This is a genomic window from Bacillus sp. FSL R5-0416 (assembly GCF_037975425.1).
In the GTDB taxonomy this organism is placed as follows: Bacteria; Bacillota; Bacilli; order Bacillales; family Bacillaceae; genus Bacillus; species Bacillus subtilis.
Map to the genome: position 1 here is coordinate 998,459 of NZ_CP150252.1, position 22,174 is coordinate 1,020,632.

The 22,174-nt window shown below is 44.5% G+C and carries 23 protein-coding genes; 12 read left to right on the forward strand and 11 right to left on the reverse strand.

The features are described 5' to 3' along the window. The first annotated feature begins 36 nt into the window (after window positions 1-36). From NYE20_RS05200 to NYE20_RS05210, 3 genes are all read left to right on the forward strand, one after another. Window positions 37-906: an SDR family oxidoreductase gene (locus NYE20_RS05200; protein WP_015483011.1), complete on the forward strand. Its 870-nt coding sequence runs from the start codon at window positions 37-39 to the stop codon at window positions 904-906. 251 nt (window positions 907-1,157) lie between these two features. Then, the gene (gene bcaP / locus NYE20_RS05205; RefSeq protein ID WP_003245791.1) at window positions 1,158-2,555 is read left to right on the forward strand and encodes a branched-chain amino acid transporter BcaP; all 1,398 of its coding nucleotides are present in this window, start codon (window positions 1,158-1,160) and stop codon (window positions 2,553-2,555) included. A 118-nt stretch (window positions 2,556-2,673) separates the two neighbouring features. Beyond that, window positions 2,674-4,029 (forward strand): sodium-dependent transporter, encoded by a 1,356-nt coding sequence (locus NYE20_RS05210; RefSeq protein WP_151870316.1) that lies wholly within the window; start codon window positions 2,674-2,676, stop codon window positions 4,027-4,029. 34 nt (window positions 4,030-4,063) lie between these two features. On the opposite strand, the gene NYE20_RS05215 is transcribed toward NYE20_RS05210, so the two are convergent. Further along, window positions 4,064-5,473, reverse strand: coding sequence for a PLP-dependent aminotransferase family protein (locus NYE20_RS05215; protein WP_151870315.1), 1,410 nt, complete (start codon window positions 5,471-5,473; stop codon window positions 4,064-4,066). Between the two features lie 109 nt (window positions 5,474-5,582). On the opposite strand from NYE20_RS05215, the gene NYE20_RS05220 reads away from it, so the two are divergent. Beyond that, window positions 5,583-6,011 (forward strand): GNAT family N-acetyltransferase, encoded by a 429-nt coding sequence (locus NYE20_RS05220; protein WP_009966899.1) that lies wholly within the window; start codon window positions 5,583-5,585, stop codon window positions 6,009-6,011. Between the two features lie 31 nt (window positions 6,012-6,042). Here the strand turns inward: NYE20_RS05220 and NYE20_RS05225 are convergent, their stop codons facing one another. Genes NYE20_RS05225 through sigM form a run of 3 tightly spaced genes read right to left on the reverse strand, consistent with a single transcriptional unit; the run spans window position 6,043 to window position 7,878 of the window. Then, entirely contained in the window at window positions 6,043-6,333 is a 291-nt protein-coding gene (locus NYE20_RS05225) for an anti-sigma-M factor (RefSeq protein WP_003233341.1), read from the reverse strand. Then, window positions 6,321-7,397: an anti-sigma factor gene (locus NYE20_RS05230; protein ID WP_010886459.1), complete on the reverse strand. Its 1,077-nt coding sequence runs from the start codon at window positions 7,395-7,397 to the stop codon at window positions 6,321-6,323. Before NYE20_RS05230 ends, NYE20_RS05225 begins: the two co-directional genes overlap by 13 nt. Further along, window positions 7,387-7,878, reverse strand: coding sequence for an RNA polymerase sigma factor SigM (gene sigM, locus NYE20_RS05235; protein WP_003224177.1), 492 nt, complete (start codon window positions 7,876-7,878; stop codon window positions 7,387-7,389). Before sigM ends, NYE20_RS05230 begins: the two co-directional genes overlap by 11 nt. Window positions 7,879-8,074: 196 nt before the next feature. On the opposite strand from sigM, the gene akrN reads away from it, so the two are divergent. Then, a complete protein-coding gene (gene akrN, locus NYE20_RS05240) occupies window positions 8,075-9,070 on the forward strand; it encodes an aldo/keto reductase AkrN (protein ID WP_003245422.1) in 996 nt (331 codons plus the stop codon). A 134-nt stretch (window positions 9,071-9,204) separates the two neighbouring features. Beyond that, window positions 9,205-9,804 carry a 1-acylglycerol-3-phosphate O-acyltransferase gene (locus NYE20_RS05245; protein ID WP_003233335.1) on the forward strand — a complete coding sequence of 200 codons (600 nt, stop codon included), beginning with the start codon at window positions 9,205-9,207 and terminating at the stop codon, window positions 9,802-9,804. 67 nt (window positions 9,805-9,871) lie between these two features. On the opposite strand, the gene NYE20_RS05250 is transcribed toward NYE20_RS05245, so the two are convergent. Together NYE20_RS05250 and cueR are read right to left on the reverse strand one after the other, a co-directional pair. Continuing rightward, window positions 9,872-11,206 carry a hemolysin family protein gene (locus NYE20_RS05250; protein ID WP_009966903.1) on the reverse strand — a complete coding sequence of 445 codons (1,335 nt, stop codon included), beginning with the start codon at window positions 11,204-11,206 and terminating at the stop codon, window positions 9,872-9,874. 60 nt (window positions 11,207-11,266) lie between these two features. Beyond that, window positions 11,267-11,698, reverse strand: coding sequence for a Cu(I)-responsive transcriptional regulator (cueR, locus tag NYE20_RS05255; protein ID WP_010886460.1), 432 nt, complete (start codon window positions 11,696-11,698; stop codon window positions 11,267-11,269). Window positions 11,699-11,854: 156 nt separating this feature from the next. On the opposite strand from cueR, the gene NYE20_RS05260 reads away from it, so the two are divergent. Beyond that, on the forward strand, window positions 11,855-13,036 hold the full coding sequence (locus NYE20_RS05260) for a pyridoxal phosphate-dependent aminotransferase (RefSeq protein ID WP_159376737.1): 1,182 nt from the start codon (window positions 11,855-11,857) through the stop codon (window positions 13,034-13,036). 326 nt (window positions 13,037-13,362) lie between these two features. Next, complete coding sequence (locus NYE20_RS05265) at window positions 13,363-14,748, forward strand: hemolysin family protein (RefSeq protein WP_159376738.1); 1,386 nt, start codon at window positions 13,363-13,365, stop codon at window positions 14,746-14,748. Window positions 14,749-14,761: 13 nt separating this feature from the next. On the opposite strand, the gene crcB is transcribed toward NYE20_RS05265, so the two are convergent. Genes crcB through NYE20_RS05280 form a run of 3 tightly spaced genes read right to left on the reverse strand, consistent with a single transcriptional unit; the run spans window position 14,762 to window position 16,228 of the window. After that, window positions 14,762-15,118: a fluoride efflux transporter CrcB gene (gene crcB / locus NYE20_RS05270; protein ID WP_032725293.1), complete on the reverse strand. Its 357-nt coding sequence runs from the start codon at window positions 15,116-15,118 to the stop codon at window positions 14,762-14,764. Then, complete coding sequence (locus NYE20_RS05275) at window positions 15,115-15,510, reverse strand: CrcB family protein (protein WP_015715584.1); 396 nt, start codon at window positions 15,508-15,510, stop codon at window positions 15,115-15,117. Before NYE20_RS05275 ends, crcB begins: the two co-directional genes overlap by 4 nt. After that, window positions 15,497-16,228 (reverse strand): glycerophosphodiester phosphodiesterase family protein, encoded by a 732-nt coding sequence (locus NYE20_RS05280; RefSeq protein ID WP_080529117.1) that lies wholly within the window; start codon window positions 16,226-16,228, stop codon window positions 15,497-15,499. The genes NYE20_RS05275 and NYE20_RS05280 overlap by 14 nt, the downstream gene beginning before the upstream one ends. Before the next feature lie 233 nt (window positions 16,229-16,461). On the opposite strand from NYE20_RS05280, the gene NYE20_RS05285 reads away from it, so the two are divergent. The 3 genes from NYE20_RS05285 to srtN all read left to right on the forward strand — a co-directional run bounded on the left by NYE20_RS05285 (window position 16,462) and on the right by srtN (window position 18,646). Next, window positions 16,462-16,569: a YhdX family protein gene (locus NYE20_RS05285; RefSeq protein WP_009966908.1), complete on the forward strand. Its 108-nt coding sequence runs from the start codon at window positions 16,462-16,464 to the stop codon at window positions 16,567-16,569. 148 nt (window positions 16,570-16,717) lie between these two features. Further along, window positions 16,718-17,833, forward strand: a complete 1,116-nt coding sequence (mscY, locus tag NYE20_RS05290; RefSeq protein ID WP_015383218.1) for a small-conductance mechanosensitive channel protein MscY — start codon at window positions 16,718-16,720, stop codon at window positions 17,831-17,833. 69 nt (window positions 17,834-17,902) lie between these two features. After that, window positions 17,903-18,646, forward strand: a complete 744-nt coding sequence (srtN, locus tag NYE20_RS05295) for a sirtuin NAD-dependent deacetylase (protein ID WP_014476294.1) — start codon at window positions 17,903-17,905, stop codon at window positions 18,644-18,646. A gap of 23 nt (window positions 18,647-18,669) precedes the next feature. Here srtN and NYE20_RS05300 read toward each other — a convergent pair whose 3' ends face one another. Next, on the reverse strand, window positions 18,670-19,518 hold the full coding sequence (locus NYE20_RS05300; RefSeq protein ID WP_032725295.1) for a polysaccharide deacetylase family protein: 849 nt from the start codon (window positions 19,516-19,518) through the stop codon (window positions 18,670-18,672). 284 nt (window positions 19,519-19,802) lie between these two features. Here NYE20_RS05300 and dat point away from each other — a divergent pair, with 284 nt between their 5' ends. Further along, a complete protein-coding gene (gene dat / locus NYE20_RS05305) occupies window positions 19,803-20,651 on the forward strand; it encodes a D-amino-acid transaminase (RefSeq protein ID WP_161621452.1) in 849 nt (282 codons plus the stop codon). 42 nt (window positions 20,652-20,693) lie between these two features. On the opposite strand, the gene nhaC is transcribed toward dat, so the two are convergent. Continuing rightward, window positions 20,694-22,055 (reverse strand): Na+/H+ antiporter NhaC, encoded by a 1,362-nt coding sequence (gene nhaC, locus NYE20_RS05310; protein ID WP_161621453.1) that lies wholly within the window; start codon window positions 22,053-22,055, stop codon window positions 20,694-20,696. Between the last annotated feature and the right edge of the window lie 119 nt (window positions 22,056-22,174).

A 22,174-nucleotide genomic window follows, 5' to 3' on the forward strand; every position in this document is an offset into this window, starting at 1 on the left:
CGTTCAGTATCAACCACATGTCTAGGAGTGATGAATGTGAACCCAATGGACAGACAAACAGAAGGACAAGAACCGCAGCATCAGGACAGACAGCCGGGCATTGAGTCAAAAATGAATCCGCTGCCGCTGTCAGAGGACGAGGATTATCGAGGAAGCGGAAAACTGAAAGGAAAAGTTGCGATCATTACTGGAGGCGACAGCGGAATAGGGAGAGCAGCAGCTATTGCCTTTGCTAAAGAGGGGGCTGATATCTCCATTCTATACTTAGACGAGCATTCGGACGCAGAGGAAACACGCAAACGGATCGAAAAGGAGAATGTCCGCTGCCTGCTTATCCCGGGAGATGTCGGGGACGAGAACCATTGTGAACAAGCTGTGCAGCAAACAGTGGACCATTTTGGTAAACTCGATATCTTGGTGAACAACGCCGCTGAACAGCATCCCCAGGACAGCATTCTCAATATTTCAACAGAACAGCTGGAAAAAACCTTTCGCACAAATATTTTTTCCATGTTTCATATGACGAAGAAAGCTTTGCCTCACCTGCAAGAGGGGAGTGCCATTATTAATACGACATCGATTACCGCTTATGAAGGGGATACGGCGTTAATTGATTATTCCAGCACAAAGGGTGCGATTGTTTCCTTTACGCGTTCCATGGCGAAGTCGCTTGCAGATAAAGGCATCAGAGTGAATGCGGTGGCGCCCGGTCCGATTTGGACACCGCTTATTCCGGCGACATTCCCTGAGGAAAAAGTGAAACAGCACGGCTTGGATACCCCAATGGGAAGACCGGGACAGCCGGTTGAGCATGCAGGCGCCTATGTTCTGCTGGCGTCTGACGAATCTTCCTATATGACAGGGCAGACCATTCATGTGAATGGCGGCCGTTTTATTTCAACGTAATCAACGAAAAACCAGCTCAAGAGCTGGTTTTTTTGTGTGGTGAAAAATTTCAAAATAAAAAATTTGTCGATTTTTCTAACAATTTTGTTTTCATTTTTGCAATTTTATATATAATATTGAGTAGGAGAAAGGAATGATTCGCGACCAGTACAAATATAGTAGAAAAAAAGAAAAATGACCATTGTTGCTCATGAATTCAGAAAATTCAAATAAAATATATATAAAAATAGATGATCGGGAGTTGAAGGGGAATGAAAGGGAGCGTTTTTAGGAAGAAAAGCATTCAGGATTTAATCGCTGCGACGAGCGGGGAAAAGTCTTTAAAAAGAGAATTAGGAGCATTTGATTTAACGTTGCTTGGAATCGGCGCCATTATTGGCACAGGAATTTTTGTTCTGACGGGAACAGGCGCAGTCACGGCCGGTCCCGGGCTGACGATTTCATTTGTTGTGGCGGCGTTGGCTTGTTTATTCGCCGCCCTGTCTTACGCGGAATTTGCGTCAAGTGTGCCTGTTTCAGGTTCGGTGTATACATTCACTTATGCGACATTGGGAGAGCTTATGGCCTTTATTATCGGGTGGGATTTAATTTTAGAATACATGCTGGCGGTAAGTGCAGTGTCGGTCGGCTGGTCTGGTTATTTCCAATCGTTTTTATCAGGGCTTGGCATTCATCTTCCGGTTGCTTTAACAGCGGCACCGGGCGCAGTGAAAGGCACCTTTACCCTGTTTAATCTTCCTGCATTCGTCATTGTAATGGCGATCACATATTTGCTTTATTTAGGCATCAAAGAATCAAAAAGAGTCAACAATATCATGGTTATCTTGAAGATACTGGTTGTTCTGCTGTTTATCGCGGTGGCAGCCGTTTACGTGAAGCCGCACAACTGGCAGCCGTTTATGCCAATGGGCTTTGGCGGCGTGTTCAGTGCAGCGGCGCTCGTATTCTTTGCTTTTATCGGATTTGACGCTGTATCCTCTGCTGCGGAAGAGACGAAAAATCCCGCGAAAGATCTGCCTAAAGGCATTATTTTCTCTTTATTGGTCTGCACGATTTTATATGTCACCGTATCAGCAATCATGACTGGGGTTATCCCGTTTGCTCAATTTGCGGGTGTGGATCATCCGGTTTCTCTAGTTCTTCAAAGCGCAGGACAAAATTGGGTGGCAGGCATCATTGATATTGGCGCCGTGTTGGGAATGACAACAGTTATGCTCGTGATGCTTTACGGGCAGACACGCGTCATGTTTGCCATGTCGCGTGACGGACTTGTGCCGGGCTCACTTTCTAAAGTGCATCCAAAGCACAAAACACCTTATGTAGCCACTTGGTTTTTCGGAACGATGTCGGCGCTTCTCGGCTCACTTGTTCCGCTGGATGAACTTGCAAAGCTGGTAAACATCGGGACGTTGTCGGCATTTGTCCTGATTTCTGTGGCAGTTATCGTTTTGAGAAAGAAACAGCCTGATCTTCCGAGAGCTTTTAAATGCCCGGGAGTTCCCGTGATCCCAGGCCTGGCGATTCTGTTCTGCCTGTTCTTGATTTTAAATCTGGGATGGGTGACGATTGTCCGCTTCCTAGTGTGGCTGTTAATCGGCTTGGTAATCTATTTTCTGTATTCAAGAAAGCATTCAAAATTAAATCAATAACCTTTTGATAAAGAGAGCGGCCATACAGGCCGCTCTCTTTTCTGTTCTTGGCAAATGAATCTATAGAAAAGAAGACAAAAATAAGAGATAATATAGGCTGGAAAGGAAGTGACGTTTATTGTCTGAGCAAAAACCAGTCCAATGGGCTTCGAAAATCGGTTTCGTCATGGCAGCGGCCGGCTCGGCTATCGGCTTGGGCGCGATTTGGAAGTTCCCTTACGTAGCGGGGACCAATGGGGGAGGAGCCTTTTTTCTTATCTTCGTGTTATTTACCATCCTCTTAGGCTATCCGCTTTTGGTGGGGGAATTTATTTTTGGAAGACGGAACCAGACGAATGCCATTGATGCATATAAAAAAGAAGCGCCGCGATCAGCTTGGTTTCTTACGGGGTGGATCGGCGTAGCCGCGTGTTTCTTAGTGCTGTCGTTTTACAGTGTAATCGGGGGATGGATTTTGCTGTATATCGTGAAAACAGCGTCAGGATCACTGTCCGGGCTTTCTCAAGCACAGTATGGCGCTCTTTTTGCTTCTATTATCCAAAATCCGGTGCAGACGCTCGCGGCTCAGCTTGTCTTTATGGCACTGACTGTACTCGTTGTCGCAAGAGGGGTTCAAAAAGGGATTGAACGGGTAAGCGCGGTGATGATGCCGATTTTGTTTTTATTGTTTATTCTGCTCGTTCTTCGGTCTCTTACGCTTAATGGTGCAATGGAAGGCGTAAAGTTTCTGCTTGTGCCTCATTTCGGCGATTTGACTCCGGAATCCATATTATTCGCGCTGGGACAGGCCTTCTTTACGTTAACACTGGGGGTTTCGGTGATGGTGACCTACAGCTCCTATTTGCCGAAAACACAAAATATCCCTCGTTCGGCAGCCTCCATTGTCTTGATGAATATCATTGTGACACTCTTGGCAGGTTTGGCTATTTTTCCGGCGGTTTTCTCATTCGGTTTTCAGCCAAATGAAGGACCGACATTGCTGTTTACAGTGCTTCCGGCCGTTTTTGAACAGCTTCCGTTCGGCACGTTGTTTTTTATCGGCTTTCTCGTTGCATTTTTATTTGCAGCCTTAACCTCAGCATTTTCGATGGTTGAAATTATCGTTGCCACAATCGGAAAAGGGGACGAAAAGAAGAGAAAAAAACTGTCATGGACGAGCGGGCTTTTGATCTTTTTGGTCGGAATCCCATGCTGCTTGTCTTATGGCGTTTTGAGTGATGTGCACCTATTTGGCAAAACGTTTTTTGATATTGCCGATTTTACCGTCAGCAATGTTTTGATGCCTTCAGGCGCTCTGTTAATTTCTCTATTTATCCCGCTGAAAATTTCGAAAAGCGAACTCTTGGCTGAAATGCGAAATGGATCAAATGCAGGTAAAGCATTCTTTTACTCATGGTTTTATTTGCTTCGTTTTATCGTGCCGCTTGCCATTATTATCGTGTTCTTAAATTTAATCGGAATTTTATCATTTTAAAAAACAGGCTCCGTTTCCGGGGCCTGTTTTTTATTTAATAAGATGATATCAACGGTGCCCATGCCGTTTTCAGTTTTTGGATGCCGAGCCTGATATCCTCTTCTGACAAACCGCCATAACCGATTAAGACAGAAGTAAAAGGCGTCTGTTCTATATATGAGGGAGACACGGGATAGAGGGTTACACCGTGGTCTGCGGCTGCTTGTATTGCTTCTTCCTCACTTGCTGGAAACAAAAGGCGCAGCAGGATGTGAAGCCCCGAGTTCTTACCGAGAATCTCAACGGTGTTACCCAGTTCAGAGCGGATGGCTTCTAACAGGATAGCGTGTTTTTTTCGGTATAAGCTTCTCATTCTATTTATGTGTTTCTGCCACTCTCCGGTTTCGATGAAGTCTGCCAGTGCCAATTGCGAGTGGGCAGAAACGGTCTGCTTCATTAACTGAGCATTGCTTTTGATCGGTTCCATGAGTTCAGGGGGCACAATCATGAAGCTGAGCCGCAAGGAAGGCAGAAGTGACTTTGAAAAAGTGCCCAGATATATGACTCTGCCATTCGGATCAAGACCCTGTAAAGACGGAATGGGATGGCCGCTGTAGCGAAATTCTCCATCGTAATCATCTTCTATAATGAATGAATTTGTTTCTGCCGCCCATGCCAGCAGCTCCTGTCTGCGGGTAATCGTCATAATGGTCCCAATCGGAAACTGATGCGAAGGAGTCGTATACATGAGATAAGGATTCTGACGGTAGAGCTCATCCGGCAGGACGCCTTCTGCATCAGAACAAATCGGAGTGACATCCATGTGATTTGCTTCAAACATCCTTCTTGAACGGTGAAAGCCTGGTTCTTCAAAACCGATTTTTGTACCTGGCTTTAGCGAAAGGCAAAGAATTTGCAGAAGCACGGTGGTTCCTGCGCCGATGATAATCTGGCCGGGCTCGCAATTTACTCCCCGAGACAGCCTGACGAATCGGGCAATCATGTGTCTGAGTTCGTATTCTCCTTGAGGGTCGCCAGAGGTGTGAAACAATCCGGAATAGCGCTCAAGACTTTTTACTATGCTTTTTCTCCATGCGTTAAAGGGAAAGAGGGTCGGATCAACGCTGCCCTGATGGAAGTCAATAGCAGGTGCGTTCTTTTCAAGTAATCCCGGCTGTGCAGACTGATGAAAATGGTCAGGGGCTGTCGGGAAGCCTGGTTCTACTTCCGCCGCGAACCAGCCGATTTTTGGCTTGCTTTTGACATAGCCCTCAGCAGTTAATTGCTCGTAAGCTCGTTCTATAGTTGCCGTGCTGACATCGAGCAAGCCGGAGAGCCTGCGTTTTGACGGAAGTCTTGTTCCCTTTGTGATTCGCGCATGTGAAATTTCTTGTTTAAAAAAGGTATAAAGCTGCTCATACAGCGGTGTTTTGCTCTTTTTATCAAGAAACGGCGTGATATCCATCTCGTGTCTCCTTTTTATCTGGCATGGTCATTTTTTCTGAGATTGGCTATTTGGCAAATGCCATTTATTAGCTATGATCATTGTAACGAAAGGAAAGGGGATTGAGAAGATGATCCATATGAAACAATTAACCTCGAAAGAAGAATGGGCTGAGTCGTATCCGATTATGAGTGAATTGAGAACAGAACTGGATATAGAGACGTATTTACAAAGGCTTGAAGCCTGTGTGCAGAAAGAATCGTATATGCTGTTTGCCTTATATGAAAATACAGCAATCAGAGCGCTGTGCGGGGCTCTGCCGAGAGTTTCCATTCATAAAGGAGAGCACTTGTGGATTGCGGATCTTGTTACAACGGCACCTTGCCGATCAAAGGGATACGGCAAAATGCTTTTGGATTATGCCTCAGACTGGGCGAGAAAAGCCGGACTTGGTTTTGTCAGTCTTTCATCTGGCCTTCAGCGTAAAGACGCACATCGATTTTATACAGATAAAATGGGTTTTACTATAGAAAGTTATTTGTTCCGAAAACCGGTATAACGAAAAAAAGACGCCTGAAAAGGCGTCTTTTTTAAAAGCCAAACTGTAAATTCGTATCTACAGATACAATGGTATACACACAAATAATCACAAAGAGATTAAGGATGACGCCGAGCAGGCCTGGACCTGTGCGCCCTCTCTTGATGAAGAGTTCAACAACGCCGAACGGAACGGCAGCCATGGCGAACGGAAGCATTTGATAGGAATAAAACGTGACGTTGCTGATAATGGCCAAATTCAGCAACAGCAGGGACAGAACCGCTGTCCCGACAGAGATCCAGCCGAATACATTGTGTTCTTTAAAAATTCTTACCAGTTCCATAATTCCACCTCGCCGACATTCGCTGATTTTACAGATTTATTTTTCAGCATGCGCTGGATTTCCTTGGTTGGCCCTGTAACGACCGAACCGTATACATTGACACCGTTTTTCTCTACATAATCTAATCGGTTATCTACATTCAGGTCTTTCCGTTTTGAAATGACCTGAGCCCATTTTTCGTGTTTGGACATGAATTTTAGGGCGTTGATAAACTGATCGCCATTCGACTTGCCTTTTGTATTAAGGGCGGCCAAGAACTTTGAATCCTTTCCAGGATAGCCAAGAGGTTCTGTGGAAGCTGTCTTATTTGTGTTTTTCTCTGTTTCGATTGCGTTCCACAAAAAGCTCACATCATAGCCTTTGAATTTGTTATACACGTCTTTTGTCGGATATGCACGGTCATATGAAAGGTAGACCTCTGATACCGTTCCTTCAGGCAATGTGCTTAACGTTTTTTCTGCTTTTGCGGTCGTTTGTTCAGACTTGTTTGAAGGATGTGTAAAGTAATGTCCGGTTTTATTCACTTCTAAGTCATAGTAGTTTACTGCCGGCGCTTTTACTTTGTTATAAAACATTTCAACCCGTTCATTCCCTACGGCAGCCGTCTTCGTGCCAATCTGCTTTTGCAGCGGGAATTCCGTATTCATTCCAAATAGCTTCACTTGGCTTTTCAGTCCGGAAGTATCAACAAGAACATTCGGCATGGTCAGGGCTACAGTGACTGCGGCAGTTTCCATAAACTCATTGCCGGTGCTGTGTTTCCCACCCATTCCGTAATAGAGGTAGCTTCCCAGCGTACAAAGCGGCAAAATCATCAATGTCGAAATGACGGCAAGCACAGAAATTCGCAAATAAGACTTGCGTTTGCCGTAGGCTAAAATCGCTTTTTGTTTTTCAGGACTGATGCTGAGATCCCAATCGTTATCGTCCTCTAGTTCGCTGTCAATCAGTTCCTGATATACTTCGAGCTTCTCAAGTTCTTCCTCAAATGCAGTCATTTCCTGGTCGCTCATTTCCCCATTTTTATATTGATCAAAACGCTTTTTAAATTCTTCATTCATCATTAACACCTCTATTATAAAGTGCTTTCAGCCGCTGTCTGGCACGAAATAAAACACTTTTAAAATTCGCCTCTGAAATATTCATAATATGGGATGCTTCTTTGTAGTTTAACTCTTTTAAATAATATAGCGTTAAGGCCTCCCGATAATTATCGGGGAGCTCGGACATATAACCAGTCAGCACTTCCTTTATCTCTACCTGATGGGCAGGACTTTGAACAGCATTTTGAAAGAGGCTTCCGATTAAGTCATCAGAAATGGTTACTTCTTTCTTATGCTTTCTGACGTAATCAATGAAGGCGTTTCGCGCCACTTGAAAAAGCCAGGGCTTTACTTTGCTGTGATCATAGGAGTGAATGTGTATGTATGCCCGCATAAAGGTTTCCTGCAGCAAGTCTTCAGCAAGATGCTTGTCTTTTGTCATGGAGAGCAGGAACCTGTAAACATCATTCATGTACATTTGGTAAATTTCATCGATCGTCACTGCCTTTTCTCCCCTCTATGTTATACACGCATAAGAAAGGTTTAAAGTTGCACATTACATGCAAACGGCTTTTTTATACCTAATCAAACACCATTACTATATAGTACCCAAAAATGGCCGCAAAAGATAGTGCGGAGAAATGTTTAACATTTTTTCCAGAGGGGAAAAGATAGTGAAAAAGTGAAGGAGTGGCACAATGGAATATACCAGTATAGCAGATACAGGAATAGAAGCCTCCAGAATCGGCCTCGGCACATGGGCCATTGGCGGAACGATGTGGGGAGGCACTGACGAAAAAACATCGATTGAAACAATCCGCGCCGCTCTTGATCAGGGGATTACACTGATTGACACCGCGCCGGCTTACGGCTTCGGGCAGTCCGAGGAAATCGTCGGAAAGGCAATCAAAGAGTACGGCAAAAGAGACCAGGTGATTCTCGCAACGAAAACGGCTCTGGACTGGAAGAACAACCAGCTGTTCCGCCATGCGAACAGAGCGAGAATTGTAGAGGAAGTTGAGAATTCTTTGAAGCGGCTTCAAACAGACTATATTGATCTTTATCAGGTGCATTGGCCCGATCCGCTTGTGCCAATTGAAGAAACGGCTGAAGTCATGAAGGAATTATATGATGCGGGAAAAATCCGGGCGATTGGCGTCAGCAATTTTTCAATTGAGCAAATGGATACATTTCGCGCCGTCGCACCTCTCCATACGATTCAGCCTCCATATAATCTGTTTGAAAGAGAGATGGAAGAGAGTGTCCTTCCTTATGCGAAAGATAACAAGATAACAACATTATTATACGGCAGTTTATGCAGAGGGCTGTTAACAGGCAAAATGACCGAAGAATATACATTTGAGGGCGATGATCTGCGTAATCACGATCCAAAATTCCAGAAGCCCCGCTTTAAAGAGTATCTTTCTGCTGTGAATCAATTGGATAAGCTGGCGAAGACACGTTATGGAAAATCAGTGATTCACTTGGCTGTCAGATGGATCTTAGATCAGCCGGGAGCGGATATCGCTCTTTGGGGAGCAAGAAAGCCTGGGCAGCTTGAGGCCCTATCTGAGATTACAGGCTGGACGCTGAACAGTGAAGATCAGAAAGATATCAATACTATATTGGAAAATACGATATCAGACCCTGTCGGACCGGAGTTTATGGCCCCGCCGACCAGAGAGGAAATATAACAAAAGCTGAGGGCGAATCCTCAGCTTTTTGGCGTTTTAACGGGAGAAATCTTAAAAATTAGTACCAGGTAATAAAAAATGTTGTTATAATAGATGACAGAAAGAATCATTGATTACGACAAAGGAAGTGCGATATGTATAAGTTTTGTGCAAATGCTTTAAAAGTTATTCTTTCTCTTCGCGGAGGAGTGAAGGTGTATAACAAAGAAAACCTTCCGGCCGATTCAGGTTTTGTCATCGCGTGTACACATTCCGGCTGGGTTGATGTGATTACACTCGGAGTCGGGATTCTTCCTTATCAAATACACTACATGGCGAAAAAAGAGCTTTTTCAAAATAAATGGATCGGTTCGTTTCTGAAGAAAATTCATGCCTTTCCGGTAGATCGGGAAAATCCCGGGCCAAGCAGTATTAAAACGCCGATTAAGCTGCTGAAAGAAGGAGAGATCGTCGGTATCTTCCCAAGCGGAACAAGAACCTCTGAGGATGTGCCTTTGAAAAGAGGTGCGGTTACGATTGCGCAAATGGGGAAAGCGCCGCTTGTCCCCGCTGCATATCAGGGCCCTTCAAGCGGAAAAGAATTATTCAAAAAAGGAAAAATGAAGCTGATTATCGGTGAGCCTCTTCACCAGGCTGATTTTGCCCACCTGCCTTCAAAGGAAAGACTTGCAGCAATGACAGAGGCTTTGAATCAGCGGATTAAAGAACTAGAGAATAAACTTGATCAGCTATAAGGCGTTCTGAGAGATTGCCCTGAACTGTGAAAATAAGAAAAGCACCTTATACAAGGTGCTTTTCTTATTATGCTTCCTGCTGGTTAGCTGTCTCCAGAAGTTCTTCTTCTTGAAGCTTTTTCACTTCAATATATGCGACGTGATGGCCGTCAATTTCATTAATGATGAATTCGCAGCCCTCTTCGATGATGGAATCATCTTTTTCAACATCGTATTTTTGAGTAAGGAACCAGCCGCCGATTGTATCGACTTCTTCGTTCTCTAAATGAATGCCCAGCAGGTCGTTTACTTGGTCAATTAACACTTTTCCGTCAAGAATATAATGGCCTTCGCCGATTTTGCGGATTTCGCTAATTTCATCAATATCAAATTCGTCGCGGATTTCACCGACAATTTCCTCAATGATGTCCTCAACCGTCACAAGCCCGGCAGTACCGCCGTATTCATCAGACAATATGGCCATGTGGACCCTCTCTTTTTGCATTTTGACAAGCAGGTCTTGGATCGGCGCAGATTCAATGACATGAATGATCGGGTTGACGAATTGAGAAATGGTGGAATCAACAGATACCTCACCGCTTATGCAGGCTGTCAGCACTTCTTTAATGTTAATAACCCCGATAATGTTATCTTTATCGCCCTCTTCCACAGGGTAGCGGGTATATTTTTCAATCTGAATGATGTCCATCATTTCAGAAATCTTGATATCATGCGGAAGGCTGACAATTTCGGTCCGCGGAATCATAATTTCTTTCGCGAGCCTGTCGTCAAATTCAAAGATTTTATTCACATATTTAAACTCTGATTGGTTGATTTCACCGCTTTTATAGCTTTCAGACAAAATGATTCGCAGCTCTTCTTCTGAGTGTGCCAGTTCGTTTTCTGAAACGGTCTCCAGGCCAAATGCTTTGGTCAATAACCGTGCGGAATTGTTCAAAAGCCAAATGAATGGGAACGCGATGCGGTAAAACCAAATCAGCGGTTTCGCAAACAGCATAGACACTGCTTCCGCCTTTTGGATAGCGACTGTCTTAGGTGCAAGTTCTCCGACAACAACGTGTAAGAACGTGATAATGGCATACGCAAAAATAAACGATATGACATGTGAAAGGGAACCTGGAACGTTCATTTGGACGAAAAGCGGGTGAAGCAGCCTTTCAATCGTTGATTCACCTAAAACCCCTAATCCGATGGAAGTCAATGTAATTCCGAGCTGACACGCAGATAAATATTCATCAAGATGCGTGGTCACTTTTTTTACGGCTATTGCTGCTTTATTTCCTTCCGCGATCAGCTGATCGATCCGTGAGCCTCTGATTCTGATAATGGCAAACTCAGATGCCACGAAAAATGCCGTCAGGGCGATTAAAACAGCAACTAAAATCAAATTCACTATGTCCAATTAGAACCTTCACTCTAGCAATGAGAATGAAGGTAACACCTCCTGTTAGATAAAATGGTTTTAACTTAACAGCAGCATAAATGATTGGAACACGGCGAGCTTTTCAGGCGGGAGTTTGCTTTTCAGCTTGTCACGATCCTCGGGCTTCAGCCGTTCAAACCGATGCAAGATTCCGGAGATGTTTTGATTCATATGATCAATTTCTAATGCCAGATTTCCAATTTCATCATCAAGTTTAGCTGAAGAGGGAAACTGGTTCTCCAGTCGATCTTTAATATCGGACAGGGCCAATCGCTGCTTCTTGCAATCTACAATAAATATAAGTCGTTTTAGTGCATTTTCGTCGTAGTAACGGTAATTTGAACAGGATCTGGCCGGCGTAAGCAGACCGAGATTCGTATAATAATCAACTGTCCGTTTCGTTACTCCGGCGAGTGCCGCTAGTTCACTGATGCGATAAGTCTCAGCCCCATCTATATCCCTCCCAACCATCACGTTATAGTTATGAGAATAGTTTAATATATGAACGGTGTCTTGCACAAGTTTATTGTTTTTTTCAGACCGGAATTGGAAGTTGTGGAATTCATCATCTGATTGAAGTAACATAGGAAGATAGAATTTTCAAATTTTTATATGCGGAAGGGACAGATGAAATTGGCTGGGTTATCCCGGGAAGTTGAAGAAAATTTAAATAAAGGATCATGGATTCGCAAGCTGTTTGATGAAGGTGCAAGGCTGAAGAAGGAGTTCGGGGAAGACCAGGTATTTGATTTTTCACTCGGCAACCCGATTGTTGAACCGCCTGAAGCTTTTAAGAGAGCGTTAATAGAGGAAGCTGAAAAAGGCAGCCACGGATACATACAAAATCAAGGGCTTCCTGCAGCGAGAGAAAAAGTCGCGCAATTTCTGGGGTCGCGTTTTGAAGCTGATTTCTCAGCGGAGCGTATCGTCATGACGGTGGGTGCGGGAGGCGCTTTGAATGTTGCGTTAAAAAGCATCGTAAACCCTGGGGAAGAGGTCATTATTCTCGCACCTTATTTTGCCGAATATAAGTTGTATATTGAGAACTACGGGGGAAAGGCCGTCAGCTGCCCGTTGACAAGCCGGTTTGAGATCGACATTGAAGCGGTAAGGCAATCGATCACTCCACAGACGAAAGGGCTGATTCTCAATACACCGCATAACCCCACAGGCACTGTTCTCAGCCAGAAAAATATAGACAATTTAGGCGCTTTATTAAAAGAAATAGAAGAGAAGAGCGGCCAGACGATTTATGTGCTGTTTGATGAACCGTACAGTCAATTAATCTATGATGAAGAGCTGGCAAATCCGTTTCAATCGTACCATCGTGTGATATTGGCCAGCTCATTCAGTAAAGATCTCGGCATAGCCGGAGAGCGGCTCGGGTATATCGGATTGGACAGCCGAATGCCGGATGCGGACCTTTTGATCAACGCTTTTGTGTATTGTAATCGAACGCTTGGATTTGTGAATGCCCCTGTCATGATGCAGCGGGCTGTGGCACGAATGGATGATTTAAGAGTAGACGCGAGCGCTTATAAAGAGCGCCGGGATTTAATGGTAGACATTTTAAAAGAAGCCGGTTTTGAATTTGAAATGCCAAAGGGAGGTTTCTTTGTTTTTCCAAAATCGCCGATTGAAGATGAAGTTGCATTTTGCGTGCATGCCGCCCAAAAATACAAATTATTAATTGTGCCGAGCAGCGGTTTTGGAATGAGCGGGCATTTCCGATTATCCTTCAGTGTGCCGATCGAGCAGATTAAAAACTCACGGGACATTTTCATTTCTTTATATAAAGATTTTGCTTAAGTAGGCAAAGAAAAGAAAACAGTTTTCAAGGCTGTTTTCTTTTTATATCCGCAAAAACCTTCCTCTTCCAATCCAGACAGGCGCAGAATTGACAAGCAGGCATGCAGTTAAGGTTTTCTTCATGATAAAAGTCTAAAAATTAAAAATCATTTTTGGAATGAGTTATGTTACAATAAAATATACAATTTATAATCAAACTTTGACTTTTGGAGGTGGTATGATGGGGCCCTCTGCTTAGGCAACAATACACCGCGTACCTCAATGTTAAGGAAAAATGATTATATCAGGAGGTGACTCCTTATCCTTTGTTGAGAGGATAGGGTTAAATGGACGATATTGACAGTCTGATTTTAATTGGCGTGCTCATTGCTTTAACCGCGTTTTTCGTTGCAAGCGAGTTTGCGATTGTTAGAGTAAGGAGATCCAGAATAGATCAGCTTATCACAGAAGGAAACAAACGGGCGATACTCGCAAGGCGTGTCATTACAGATTTGGATGAATATTTATCCGCATCCCAGCTGGGCATTACATTGACATCAATTGGACTTGGCGTACTGGGTGAACCGGCCTTTGAACGGCTGCTGCATCCACTGTTTGAACCGCTCGGCTTGCCGGACTCGGTTTCACATGCAGCCTCTTTTGCAGTCGCGTACGGCTTGATCACGTTCCTGCACGTTGTTGTAGGTGAACTGGCCCCGAAAACGGTCGCGATTCAAAAGGCAGAACAGCTGACTTTACTGATAGCGGGCCCTTTGCGTTTATTCTATTTGCTCCTGTTTCCGTTTATTTGGATCCTCAATGGATCGGCGCGGCTTTTATGCGGGATGTTCGGTTTGAAGCCTGCATCAGAACATGATGGTTCCCATTCTGAGGAAGAACTCAGGATGCTGTTATCTGAGAGTTTAAAAAACGGAGAGATTAATCCGTCTGAATATAAATATGTGAATAAGATTTTTGAATTTGATAATCGGATCGCCAAAGAAATTATGATACCGCGGAAGGAAATGGCTACTGTGTCAACTAAGATGACGATGGCCGAGATGCTCGAAGTCATGCTGAAGGAAAAATACACGCGCTGGCCAGTCACAGATGGAGACAAAGACAGTGTGATCGGTTTGGTCAATACGAAGCATTTGTTTTCTGATTTGCTGTTTATGACAGAAGAAGAACGAATGAAGATGACGATCCATCCGTATGTGAGGCCGGTCATCGAAGTGATTGAAACGATCCCGGTTCATGACTTGCTGATTAAAATGCAGCGCGAGCGCATTCATATGGCTATATTGTCGGATGAATACGGAGGAACCTCGGGACTTGTGACGACAGAGGATATTCTTGAGGAAATTGTCGGAGAGATCAGAGATGAATTTGATGAAGATGAACAGCCGCTGATCCAAAAGCTTGGCGACGGCCATTATGTGATGGATGGAAAGGTTCGGATCGATCAGGTGAACAGCCTTCTTGGCGCATCGATTCAAGAAGACGTCGATACGGTCGGCGGGCTGATATTAAAAGAAAACATCGATATTGAGGCTGGTGAATCCATTCGCATCGGTTCATATACGATAAAGGTGCTGAAGATGGACGGCCGATTAATCAAGCAAATCGATATAAAAGATGAAGCCGGCAACACAACCGGGATTACGGCGCACCACAAGCTGCCGCTGCCTGAGCCTGTGATGCTGAACAGTGCAACCTTGAGCGAGAAATAAGCTCAAGGTTTTTTTACATTGTGATTGTCCAGCCGCACCAAAATGTCAAAAGCGATCCGCAAAGTGTCAGGGCGATGTACAAGATGCTTTCTATTACACGTTTGGCCATAAGGAGTTGAATACTTTCAACGCTGAAGGTGGAAAAGGTCGTAAAGGCGCCAAAAAACCCCGTGCCGATGATAAGCGAGACCGAAGCATTTGCAACGTGAAGTCCTGTAAATATTCCGAGCCCGAGAGCTCCGAGAATATTGACTGTCAGTATGCCAATGGGCAGGCTCAGACCTTTGGTTTTGGCGGTTATGACATTGCCAAGCCAGAAGCGAAGCATTGCGCCAAGTCCGCCCCCTATGAAAATACCCGCTAGTGTCATCTTTCCTGCAGCCCCTTTCTTTGCTGAATGCCTGCTATGCGCCGTCCCGCAAAAACACCAATCAGTGCAAATATGATCCCTGATATCAATGACGCTGCCACATATAAAAGAGCCAATGAGGGTTGTCCTTGCAAAAGCATCACTGTTTCCTTAGAAAACGTGGACATTGTTGTGAAGCCTCCGCAAAAGCCGGTGCCTAAAAAAGCCGACAGCAGAGGCCGTTTTGCCCCGATCATAAAAAATCCGGTCAAAATGCCTAATAGAAGGCTGCCTGCCGCATTTTCCAGCCAGGTTGCCGCCGGGAACTGACCGGTGTGTATCCATAAGTTTAATCCGTATCGGAGGCAGGCGCCAAGCGCGCCTCCGATAAAAACCGTGCTATATATTTTCATGTTTGCCATCCTTTATGATGAAATCCGGGTAATCTGTAACGATGCCGTCCACGCCCATGGCTTGTAATTTTGCCGCTGTCTTTTGATTGTTGACAGTCCATGCAAATATGTTTAAGCCATTTTTATGGACGGAGCCGATCATCAGACGGTTGAGCCGTGTGTATTTTATATTGACATAGTTTGCAAAAGAGCGGAAGGCCTTCATCTGATTTCTGGACAGCATGCCAAAGTTGGGCCTTGTAATGACCGCTGTCGGAATCGAAGGATAAAGCTCGCGGAACCTTTGGACGGAGCGGAACTGAAAGGATTGAACAATATTATTGATAGAAAAAGAAAATTGCCCTAATAGCTGTCCTACCTCTTCTTCAATTCCGACTTGAGACGGATGGCCTTTTAGTTCAATTAAAAGGCCGATTTTTTTGTGGTAGCGCTTGAGCACCGCTTTCAGGGTCGGAATACGCTCTCCTTGAAAAGCGGGACCGTACCAGCTTCCTGCATCGAGTTTTTGCAATTCCTCCAAGGTAAAATCCTTAACAAAGCCCGATCCGTTTGTTGTTCGGTCAACCCTGTCATCGTGTATCACAACAATCTGCCTGTCTTTTGTAAGCTGGACATCCAGTTCGATCATATCTGCATTCATTTTCACCGCAAGGTCAAATGCTGCAATCGTATTTTCCGGAGCGTAGCCGGATGCTCCGCGATGGGCAATGATGTACAAGCTAAGTCAGCTCCTCGTATGGGCATTTCTGTTATTGTATCAAATCCATATATGCACCGCGATACAAACTGGTGAATTTTTTCTGCCATATCGGAATGGTCCGGGCTGAGGAATGCGTATAACTAAAAAAAGACACTCAGCGTATCAGAACACATTTCGTCAGAAAATTAGGTCTTTCGACATGTTCACAACAAAATATGATCCTTTATAATAGCAAAAAAGGAGGCGAGATCATGGGAAAAGGGAGAATCAGAGTGGAGGAAAGAATTAAAGCCGAAACGGATGCTGAAATGCAAAAAGCAACTCTCCTTGATCAGACACAAACGAAAAAAGGTAAGTGACTGTCCCTATTGAATCTGGCTGATAGATGAATTGAGAAATGACCCCGGCGTTTCGCCGGGGTTTTGTGCTGCAAAAGACATTTAAATGAACATCTTTACGAATATTTTAGTATAATAAACAATTGATTGGGATAGAGGGGAGACAGTCATGCCGGATTATCTGCAGCAGTATTTTACGCTTGATATCATCATTCAAATCGGCATCAGCTTGGCGATTTTGCTGGTGTTTCTTATACTTAGAAAATTATTCACAAGATATTTCTTTAACCTGCTTTTTAATTTGACAAACCGGCCGAAAACAGAAATTTTTAAACAGGTGGTTCTGGCGTTTGATAAACCGGCCAGATGGTTTTTTGTTGCCCTTGGGCTGTTTTTAGCGATCCGGTATTCACCGTTTTTAGATGAGCAAATGCCGGTCATCAGCAAAATATACCGCTCACTGATTGTGGCGCTCTTGTGCTGGGGTCTTTGTAATTTGACCGCAACATCGTCGTTTATCTTCCATAAGGTGAATCAGCGCTTTGAGCTTGACATGGATGACATTCTGGCCCCGTTTTTATCCAAATTGCTCCGTTTTGTGATCATTGCGCTCAGTGTCAGTGTGATCGCTCAGGAATTCAATTATGATGTCAACGGATTTGTAGCGGGCCTAGGTCTTGGCGGGCTGGCTTTTGCGCTTGCCGCGAAGGATACCATCAGCAACTTCTTCGGCGGTATTATTATTATTACTGAAAAGCCGTTTACAATTGGTGACTGGGTGGAGACGTCGACAGTAACAGGATCAGTCGAGGATATTACCTTTAGGAGCACGAGATTCAGAACAGCACAGGGGGCGCTTGTAACGGTGCCGAACTCTACGCTGTCGATGGAAGCGATCACGAACTGGACAAGAATGACCAAACGCCAGATTACGTTTTCCATCCATGTGTCCTACGCTACGCCGATTGAGAACCTTGAACGCTCCATTCATTCTCTCAGAACAATGCTCTTAGAGCATGAGGGCGTTGATAATGAAACAATCATGGTCAACTTTGATACGTTTGCCGACAGCTACTACAATTTATTTTTTAACTTCTATACAAAAACGACGGTTTGGGCTGAAAACCTTAATATTAGAGAGGATATCAACTATAAAATTATTGAGATTTTAGGTGCAGAAGGTGTCCAGTTTGCATATCCCGGCCAAATGGTTGTTGTCAAGCAAAAGCACGAAAGCGACCCATTCCAGGTGAATCTAAATAAAGAGGAAAAGGAACGGGCTTAAAAGAGAGACTTCGTCTGACAGAGGCGGAGTCTTTTTCATGGTAAAATAAGAGAAAAAGGCGGTGTTGAGTTGGAAGCATTCAAAAGTATTCTACATGAAGCACAGCGAATTGTAGTGCTGACCGGAGCGGGAATGAGCACAGAATCAGGGATTCCCGACTTTCGTTCAGCAGGGGGCATTTGGACGGAAGATGCCTCAAGAATGGAAGCGATGAGCCTTGATTATTTTTTAAGTCATCCGCGTCTGTTTTGGCCCAAATTCAAAGAATTGTTCCAGATGAAAATGAGCGGCAGCTTTGAACCGAATGAAGGACACTTGCTTTTAGCTGAGCTGGAGAAGCAAGGGAAGCAGGTCGATATTTTCACGCAAAACATTGACGGTCTTCATAAAAAAGCGGGGAGCAGGCATGTATACGAACTGCATGGTTCTATCCAGACAGCAGCTTGTCCGGCATGCGGCGCCCGATATGATCTTCCCCATTTGCTGGAGCGGGAGGTGCCGGAGTGCACGGCGGCCGGAAACAATGGGGACATTTGCGGAACGGTATTAAAAACCGATGTTGTTCTCTTTGGCGACGCCGTCATGCACTTTGACACCCTTTATGAAAAGCTGGATCAAGCAGATCTTTTATTGGTTATCGGCACGTCTCTCGAAGTGGCTCCGGCTAGATTTGTGCCTGAGGATGCAAGTCTGATTCCCGGCATGAAGAAAGTCATCATAAACCTTGAACCAACGTATTGCGACAGCTTGTTTGACATGGTCATCCATCAAAAAATCGGTGAGTTTGCCCGAAGTTTGGGCATAAAAAAGTGAGCCGCCTTATGCGCCTCACTTTTTTATTCATGAACAGGAACCATTGTGTCCTCTAACACTCCGAAGGAATAGCCTTTTTCTTTTAATTTATTGATTAGTACCGGCAGCGCGTTTACGGTAGCGGGAAGATCATGCATGAGAATCACATTCGGGCGGCCTGAAGAGCTGTGTTCCATATTTTCAAGCTGCTCTAACACGGCCGTCACATACTTTGAATTTCGGTATTTCCAGTCCATGCTGTCAATCGTCCAATCCCAGTACACAAAACCGTCTTTCTCAAGATTGCGGATTTGTGAGGGGGTTAGTGACGGTTTGCTTCCGTAGGGCGTTCTGACAAGAGCGGTTTTATATCCTGTAATGTCCTGCAACGTGTCACGCGCCTCCTGCATTTCTTTTAGCGGAGATGTCGGTGTTTGATAGAACAATCTGTTATTGTGGGTAACGCCATGTAAACCGAGTGCGTGGCCTTCCTTTTCTGCTCTTTTCACAGCTTGTTTGAATTCGTTCATCCGCGGTGACAGCATAAAAAACGTCGCTTTTACATCAGCGCTTTTCAGTACATCGAGCAAGCGGTTTGTAAAGGCTGACGGGCCGTCATCGAAGGTTAAGTAAACCGTTTTATCTCCCATGTCCTGCTTTGTCTGCAGATGTTTTATCAGCAGATCGGGGGAGTCGTTTTTCAGCTTAAGGCTTTCCTTCTCATCTCGAAGCTGTCCGTTAGTTGTGACAGTGACTTCCTTTGCTTTCGTTGAACTGTTAGAATAACCCAAAATCACCATAAGCAAAAGCAGCACACATAAAACTGCTAAACTTGCAAATTTAAAAGCAAGCGAAACTGCAGAAGGAGAAGCCTCTCCTCTCGTTTGTCGCATAACAATCTCTCCATTGGCATAAAATCTCTACATAATGCTGTACAGCAGGCAGCTTATGAAGATGCCTTATGTTTACAACCTATGTATTACCAGTCAAGTATACAGGAATAAAACTGGAAAGCACATAGAAAATTTGTCGAAATGTCAGATTTTAAGGAAAAAATAAACTCCTTTCCGCTATAGATCTCTTGATCTTTCTGTTTTTCAGCTTGTCCAATATGGTAGAATTAGTGATAATGACAGCTTGAATGACATCAGGGACATCTCGAAAAGGGAGGGCTTTTATGAAGGTTTTAGTCAATGGCCGGCTGATTGGGCGCAGTGAAGCATCAATCGATTTGGAAGATCGCGGTTATCAGTTTGGTGACGGCATCTATGAAGTGATCAGGGTGTACAAAGGAGTATTGTTCGGCTTACGTGAGCATGCAGAGCGTTTTTTCAGAAGTGCTGCTGAAATCGGAATTTCACTGCCATTCAGTATAGAAGATCTCGAGTGGGACCTGCAAAAGCTTGTACAGGAAAATGCGGTCAGTGAGGGAGCGGTATACATTCAGACAACAAGAGGTGTGGCCCCGCGAAAACACCAGTATGAAGCCGGCCTAGAGCCGCAGACTACTGCTTATACGTTTACGGTGAAAAAACCGGAGCAAGAGCAGGCAAACGGAGTGGCGGCCATTACAGATGAGGATCTTCGCTGGTTAAGATGTGATATCAAAAGTCTGAATTTACTGTATAATGTCATGACGAAGCAAAGGGCCTATGAAGCGGGAGCATTTGAAGCCATTTTACTTAGGGACGGCGTTGTTACGGAGGGTACATCCTCTAACGTTTATGCCGTTATCAACGGCACGGTGCGAACACATCCGGCTAATCGGCTCATTCTCAATGGAATTACACGGATGAATATTTTAGGACTGATTGAGAAGAATGGGATCAAACTGGATGAGACTCCTGTCAGTGAAGAAGAGTTGAAACAGGCGGAAGAGATCTTTATTTCGTCAACGACGGCAGAAATTATTCCGGTCGTGACGCTCGATGGACAATCGGTCGGAAGCGGGAAACCCGGACCGGTGACCAAACAGCTTCAGGCTGCTTTTCAAGAAAGCATTCAACAGGCTGCTAGCATTTCATAAATGAACGAAGAAAAGAGCCCGCTTTTTACAGCGGGGCTCTTTTTATTTTTTAACAAATCCAATCAAAATGGAGATCATTGGCGATATATAGAGGAAGAACGTAAACGGGATGTAGTCTATGACTGGAACACCAAGTGCGCTCGCCATAAATGCGCCGCTGACGCCCCAAGGAATCAATGGGTTAATTAATGTTCCGCCGTCCTCTAATGATCTTGTCAGAAATTTTCGCTGGATGTTTCGTTTGTCATATAAAGATTTAAATGATTGTCCCGGTATTAATATCGATAAATACTGTTCGCCCGTTGCCAAGTTGACGCCGATGCTTGAGCAGACAGTTGCTGCAACAAGACGGCCTTTTGAGCGGATGCCTTTCATGACGCCTTCCAATAGTGCAGAAATCAATCCGATTTTCTCCATCAATCCGCCGAGTGCAAAAGCAATCATAATGAGAGAGACAGAGCCCATCATGGATTGCAGTCCGCCTCTGTTAATAATTTTAGCGGCTGCCTCATTGTCAGTTTCGAAAGTTGTGCCATTTTGTAAAGCTGTCATAAACGCCTGCAGGCTGCTGTCGGGTACAAAAATAGCAGTCAAAATTCCCGAGGAAATAATTCCGGCAGTCAGAACGGGGATTACTGATACCCGTTTTATTGCCAGCAAAACGACTAAGAGCGGAGAAAGAAGGGCCCACGGTGTCACGTTTGCGGCATCTTTTATTCCGGTTATGACCTGCTGAATATTCTCGGTTGAAGCAGCGTCCGCTGACACTGATGAACCGAGAAAGTAAAACAGAACGACAGTGATGAGCAAAGCTGGAATGGTTGTGCCCATCATATGGCGAATGTGTTCAAAGATCGGTATTTCGCCTATTCCGGCTGCAAAGTTGGTTGTGTCCGACATCGGCGACATTTTATCCCCAAAACAAGCGCCGCATATGACTGCGCCTGCTGTCCATTCAAGCGGAACGCTAGCCGCGCTCGCCACGCCGATCAGCGCTACTCCGATTGTGCTTACAGTTGTCAGGCTTGAGCCAACAAGTGTGCTGATGATCATACATGAAAACAAAGCAGTCAACAGAAGGTGGCTTGGTTCAATAAAGGATAGGGCATAAACTGTCACAGTCGGTATTGCGCCGCTGTACATCCAGGCGCCGATTAAGATGCCGATCAGCGCTAGAACAATAATCGGCTGTACGCCGTTTTTGATCCCATCTACAATCCCTTTTTCAATACTATTCCAGGAAAATCCAAACCATAAAGCTGCTGCTGAAAGCATGACAACACTTAAAAACAGCGGGATATGAGGTTCTACATGAAGCAAGAATAAGCAAGAAATAATAATGCATAACATCAATATAAATAAACCGACGGCTAACGGAAACGTCAGCTTTTTTTGAGAATCCAAAATAACACCCCATATTTATCTTTAATGCTTTTGTGCTTTTGGGCACGAAAGCATTATAACAGAAAAAAACGAAAATCTATGTTTTTTCACAATTATGAATATAAAAGAAGTGAGCACAG

Excerpts from the sequence above, each read along its gene's own strand:
- bcaP (WP_003245791.1), top strand. The coding sequence starts at position 1,158 with ATGAAAGGGAGCGTTTTTAGGAAGAAAAGCATTCAGGATTTAATCGCT.
- NYE20_RS05215 (WP_151870315.1), bottom strand. The coding sequence starts at position 5,473 with ATGGATATCACGCCGTTTCTTGATAAAAAGAGCAAAACACCGCTGTAT.
- NYE20_RS05220 (WP_009966899.1), top strand. The coding sequence starts at position 5,583 with ATGATCCATATGAAACAATTAACCTCGAAAGAAGAATGGGCTGAGTCG.
- NYE20_RS05225 (WP_003233341.1), bottom strand. The coding sequence starts at position 6,333 with ATGGAACTGGTAAGAATTTTTAAAGAACACAATGTATTCGGCTGGATC.
- NYE20_RS05230 (WP_010886459.1), bottom strand. The coding sequence starts at position 7,397 with ATGATGAATGAAGAATTTAAAAAGCGTTTTGATCAATATAAAAATGGG.
- akrN (WP_003245422.1), top strand. The coding sequence starts at position 8,075 with ATGGAATATACCAGTATAGCAGATACAGGAATAGAAGCCTCCAGAATC.
- NYE20_RS05245 (WP_003233335.1), top strand. The coding sequence starts at position 9,205 with ATGTATAAGTTTTGTGCAAATGCTTTAAAAGTTATTCTTTCTCTTCGC.
- cueR (WP_010886460.1), bottom strand. The coding sequence starts at position 11,698 with ATGGTTGGGAGGGATATAGATGGGGCTGAGACTTATCGCATCAGTGAA.
- NYE20_RS05260 (WP_159376737.1), top strand. The coding sequence starts at position 11,855 with ATGAAATTGGCTGGGTTATCCCGGGAAGTTGAAGAAAATTTAAATAAA.
- NYE20_RS05265 (WP_159376738.1), top strand. The coding sequence starts at position 13,363 with ATGGACGATATTGACAGTCTGATTTTAATTGGCGTGCTCATTGCTTTA.
- crcB (WP_032725293.1), bottom strand. The coding sequence starts at position 15,118 with ATGACACTAGCGGGTATTTTCATAGGGGGCGGACTTGGCGCAATGCTT.
- NYE20_RS05275 (WP_015715584.1), bottom strand. The coding sequence starts at position 15,510 with ATGAAAATATATAGCACGGTTTTTATCGGAGGCGCGCTTGGCGCCTGC.
- NYE20_RS05285 (WP_009966908.1), top strand. The coding sequence starts at position 16,462 with ATGGGAAAAGGGAGAATCAGAGTGGAGGAAAGAATTAAAGCCGAAACG.
- mscY (WP_015383218.1), top strand. The coding sequence starts at position 16,718 with ATGCCGGATTATCTGCAGCAGTATTTTACGCTTGATATCATCATTCAA.
- NYE20_RS05300 (WP_032725295.1), bottom strand. The coding sequence starts at position 19,518 with ATGCGACAAACGAGAGGAGAGGCTTCTCCTTCTGCAGTTTCGCTTGCT.
- dat (WP_161621452.1), top strand. The coding sequence starts at position 19,803 with ATGAAGGTTTTAGTCAATGGCCGGCTGATTGGGCGCAGTGAAGCATCA.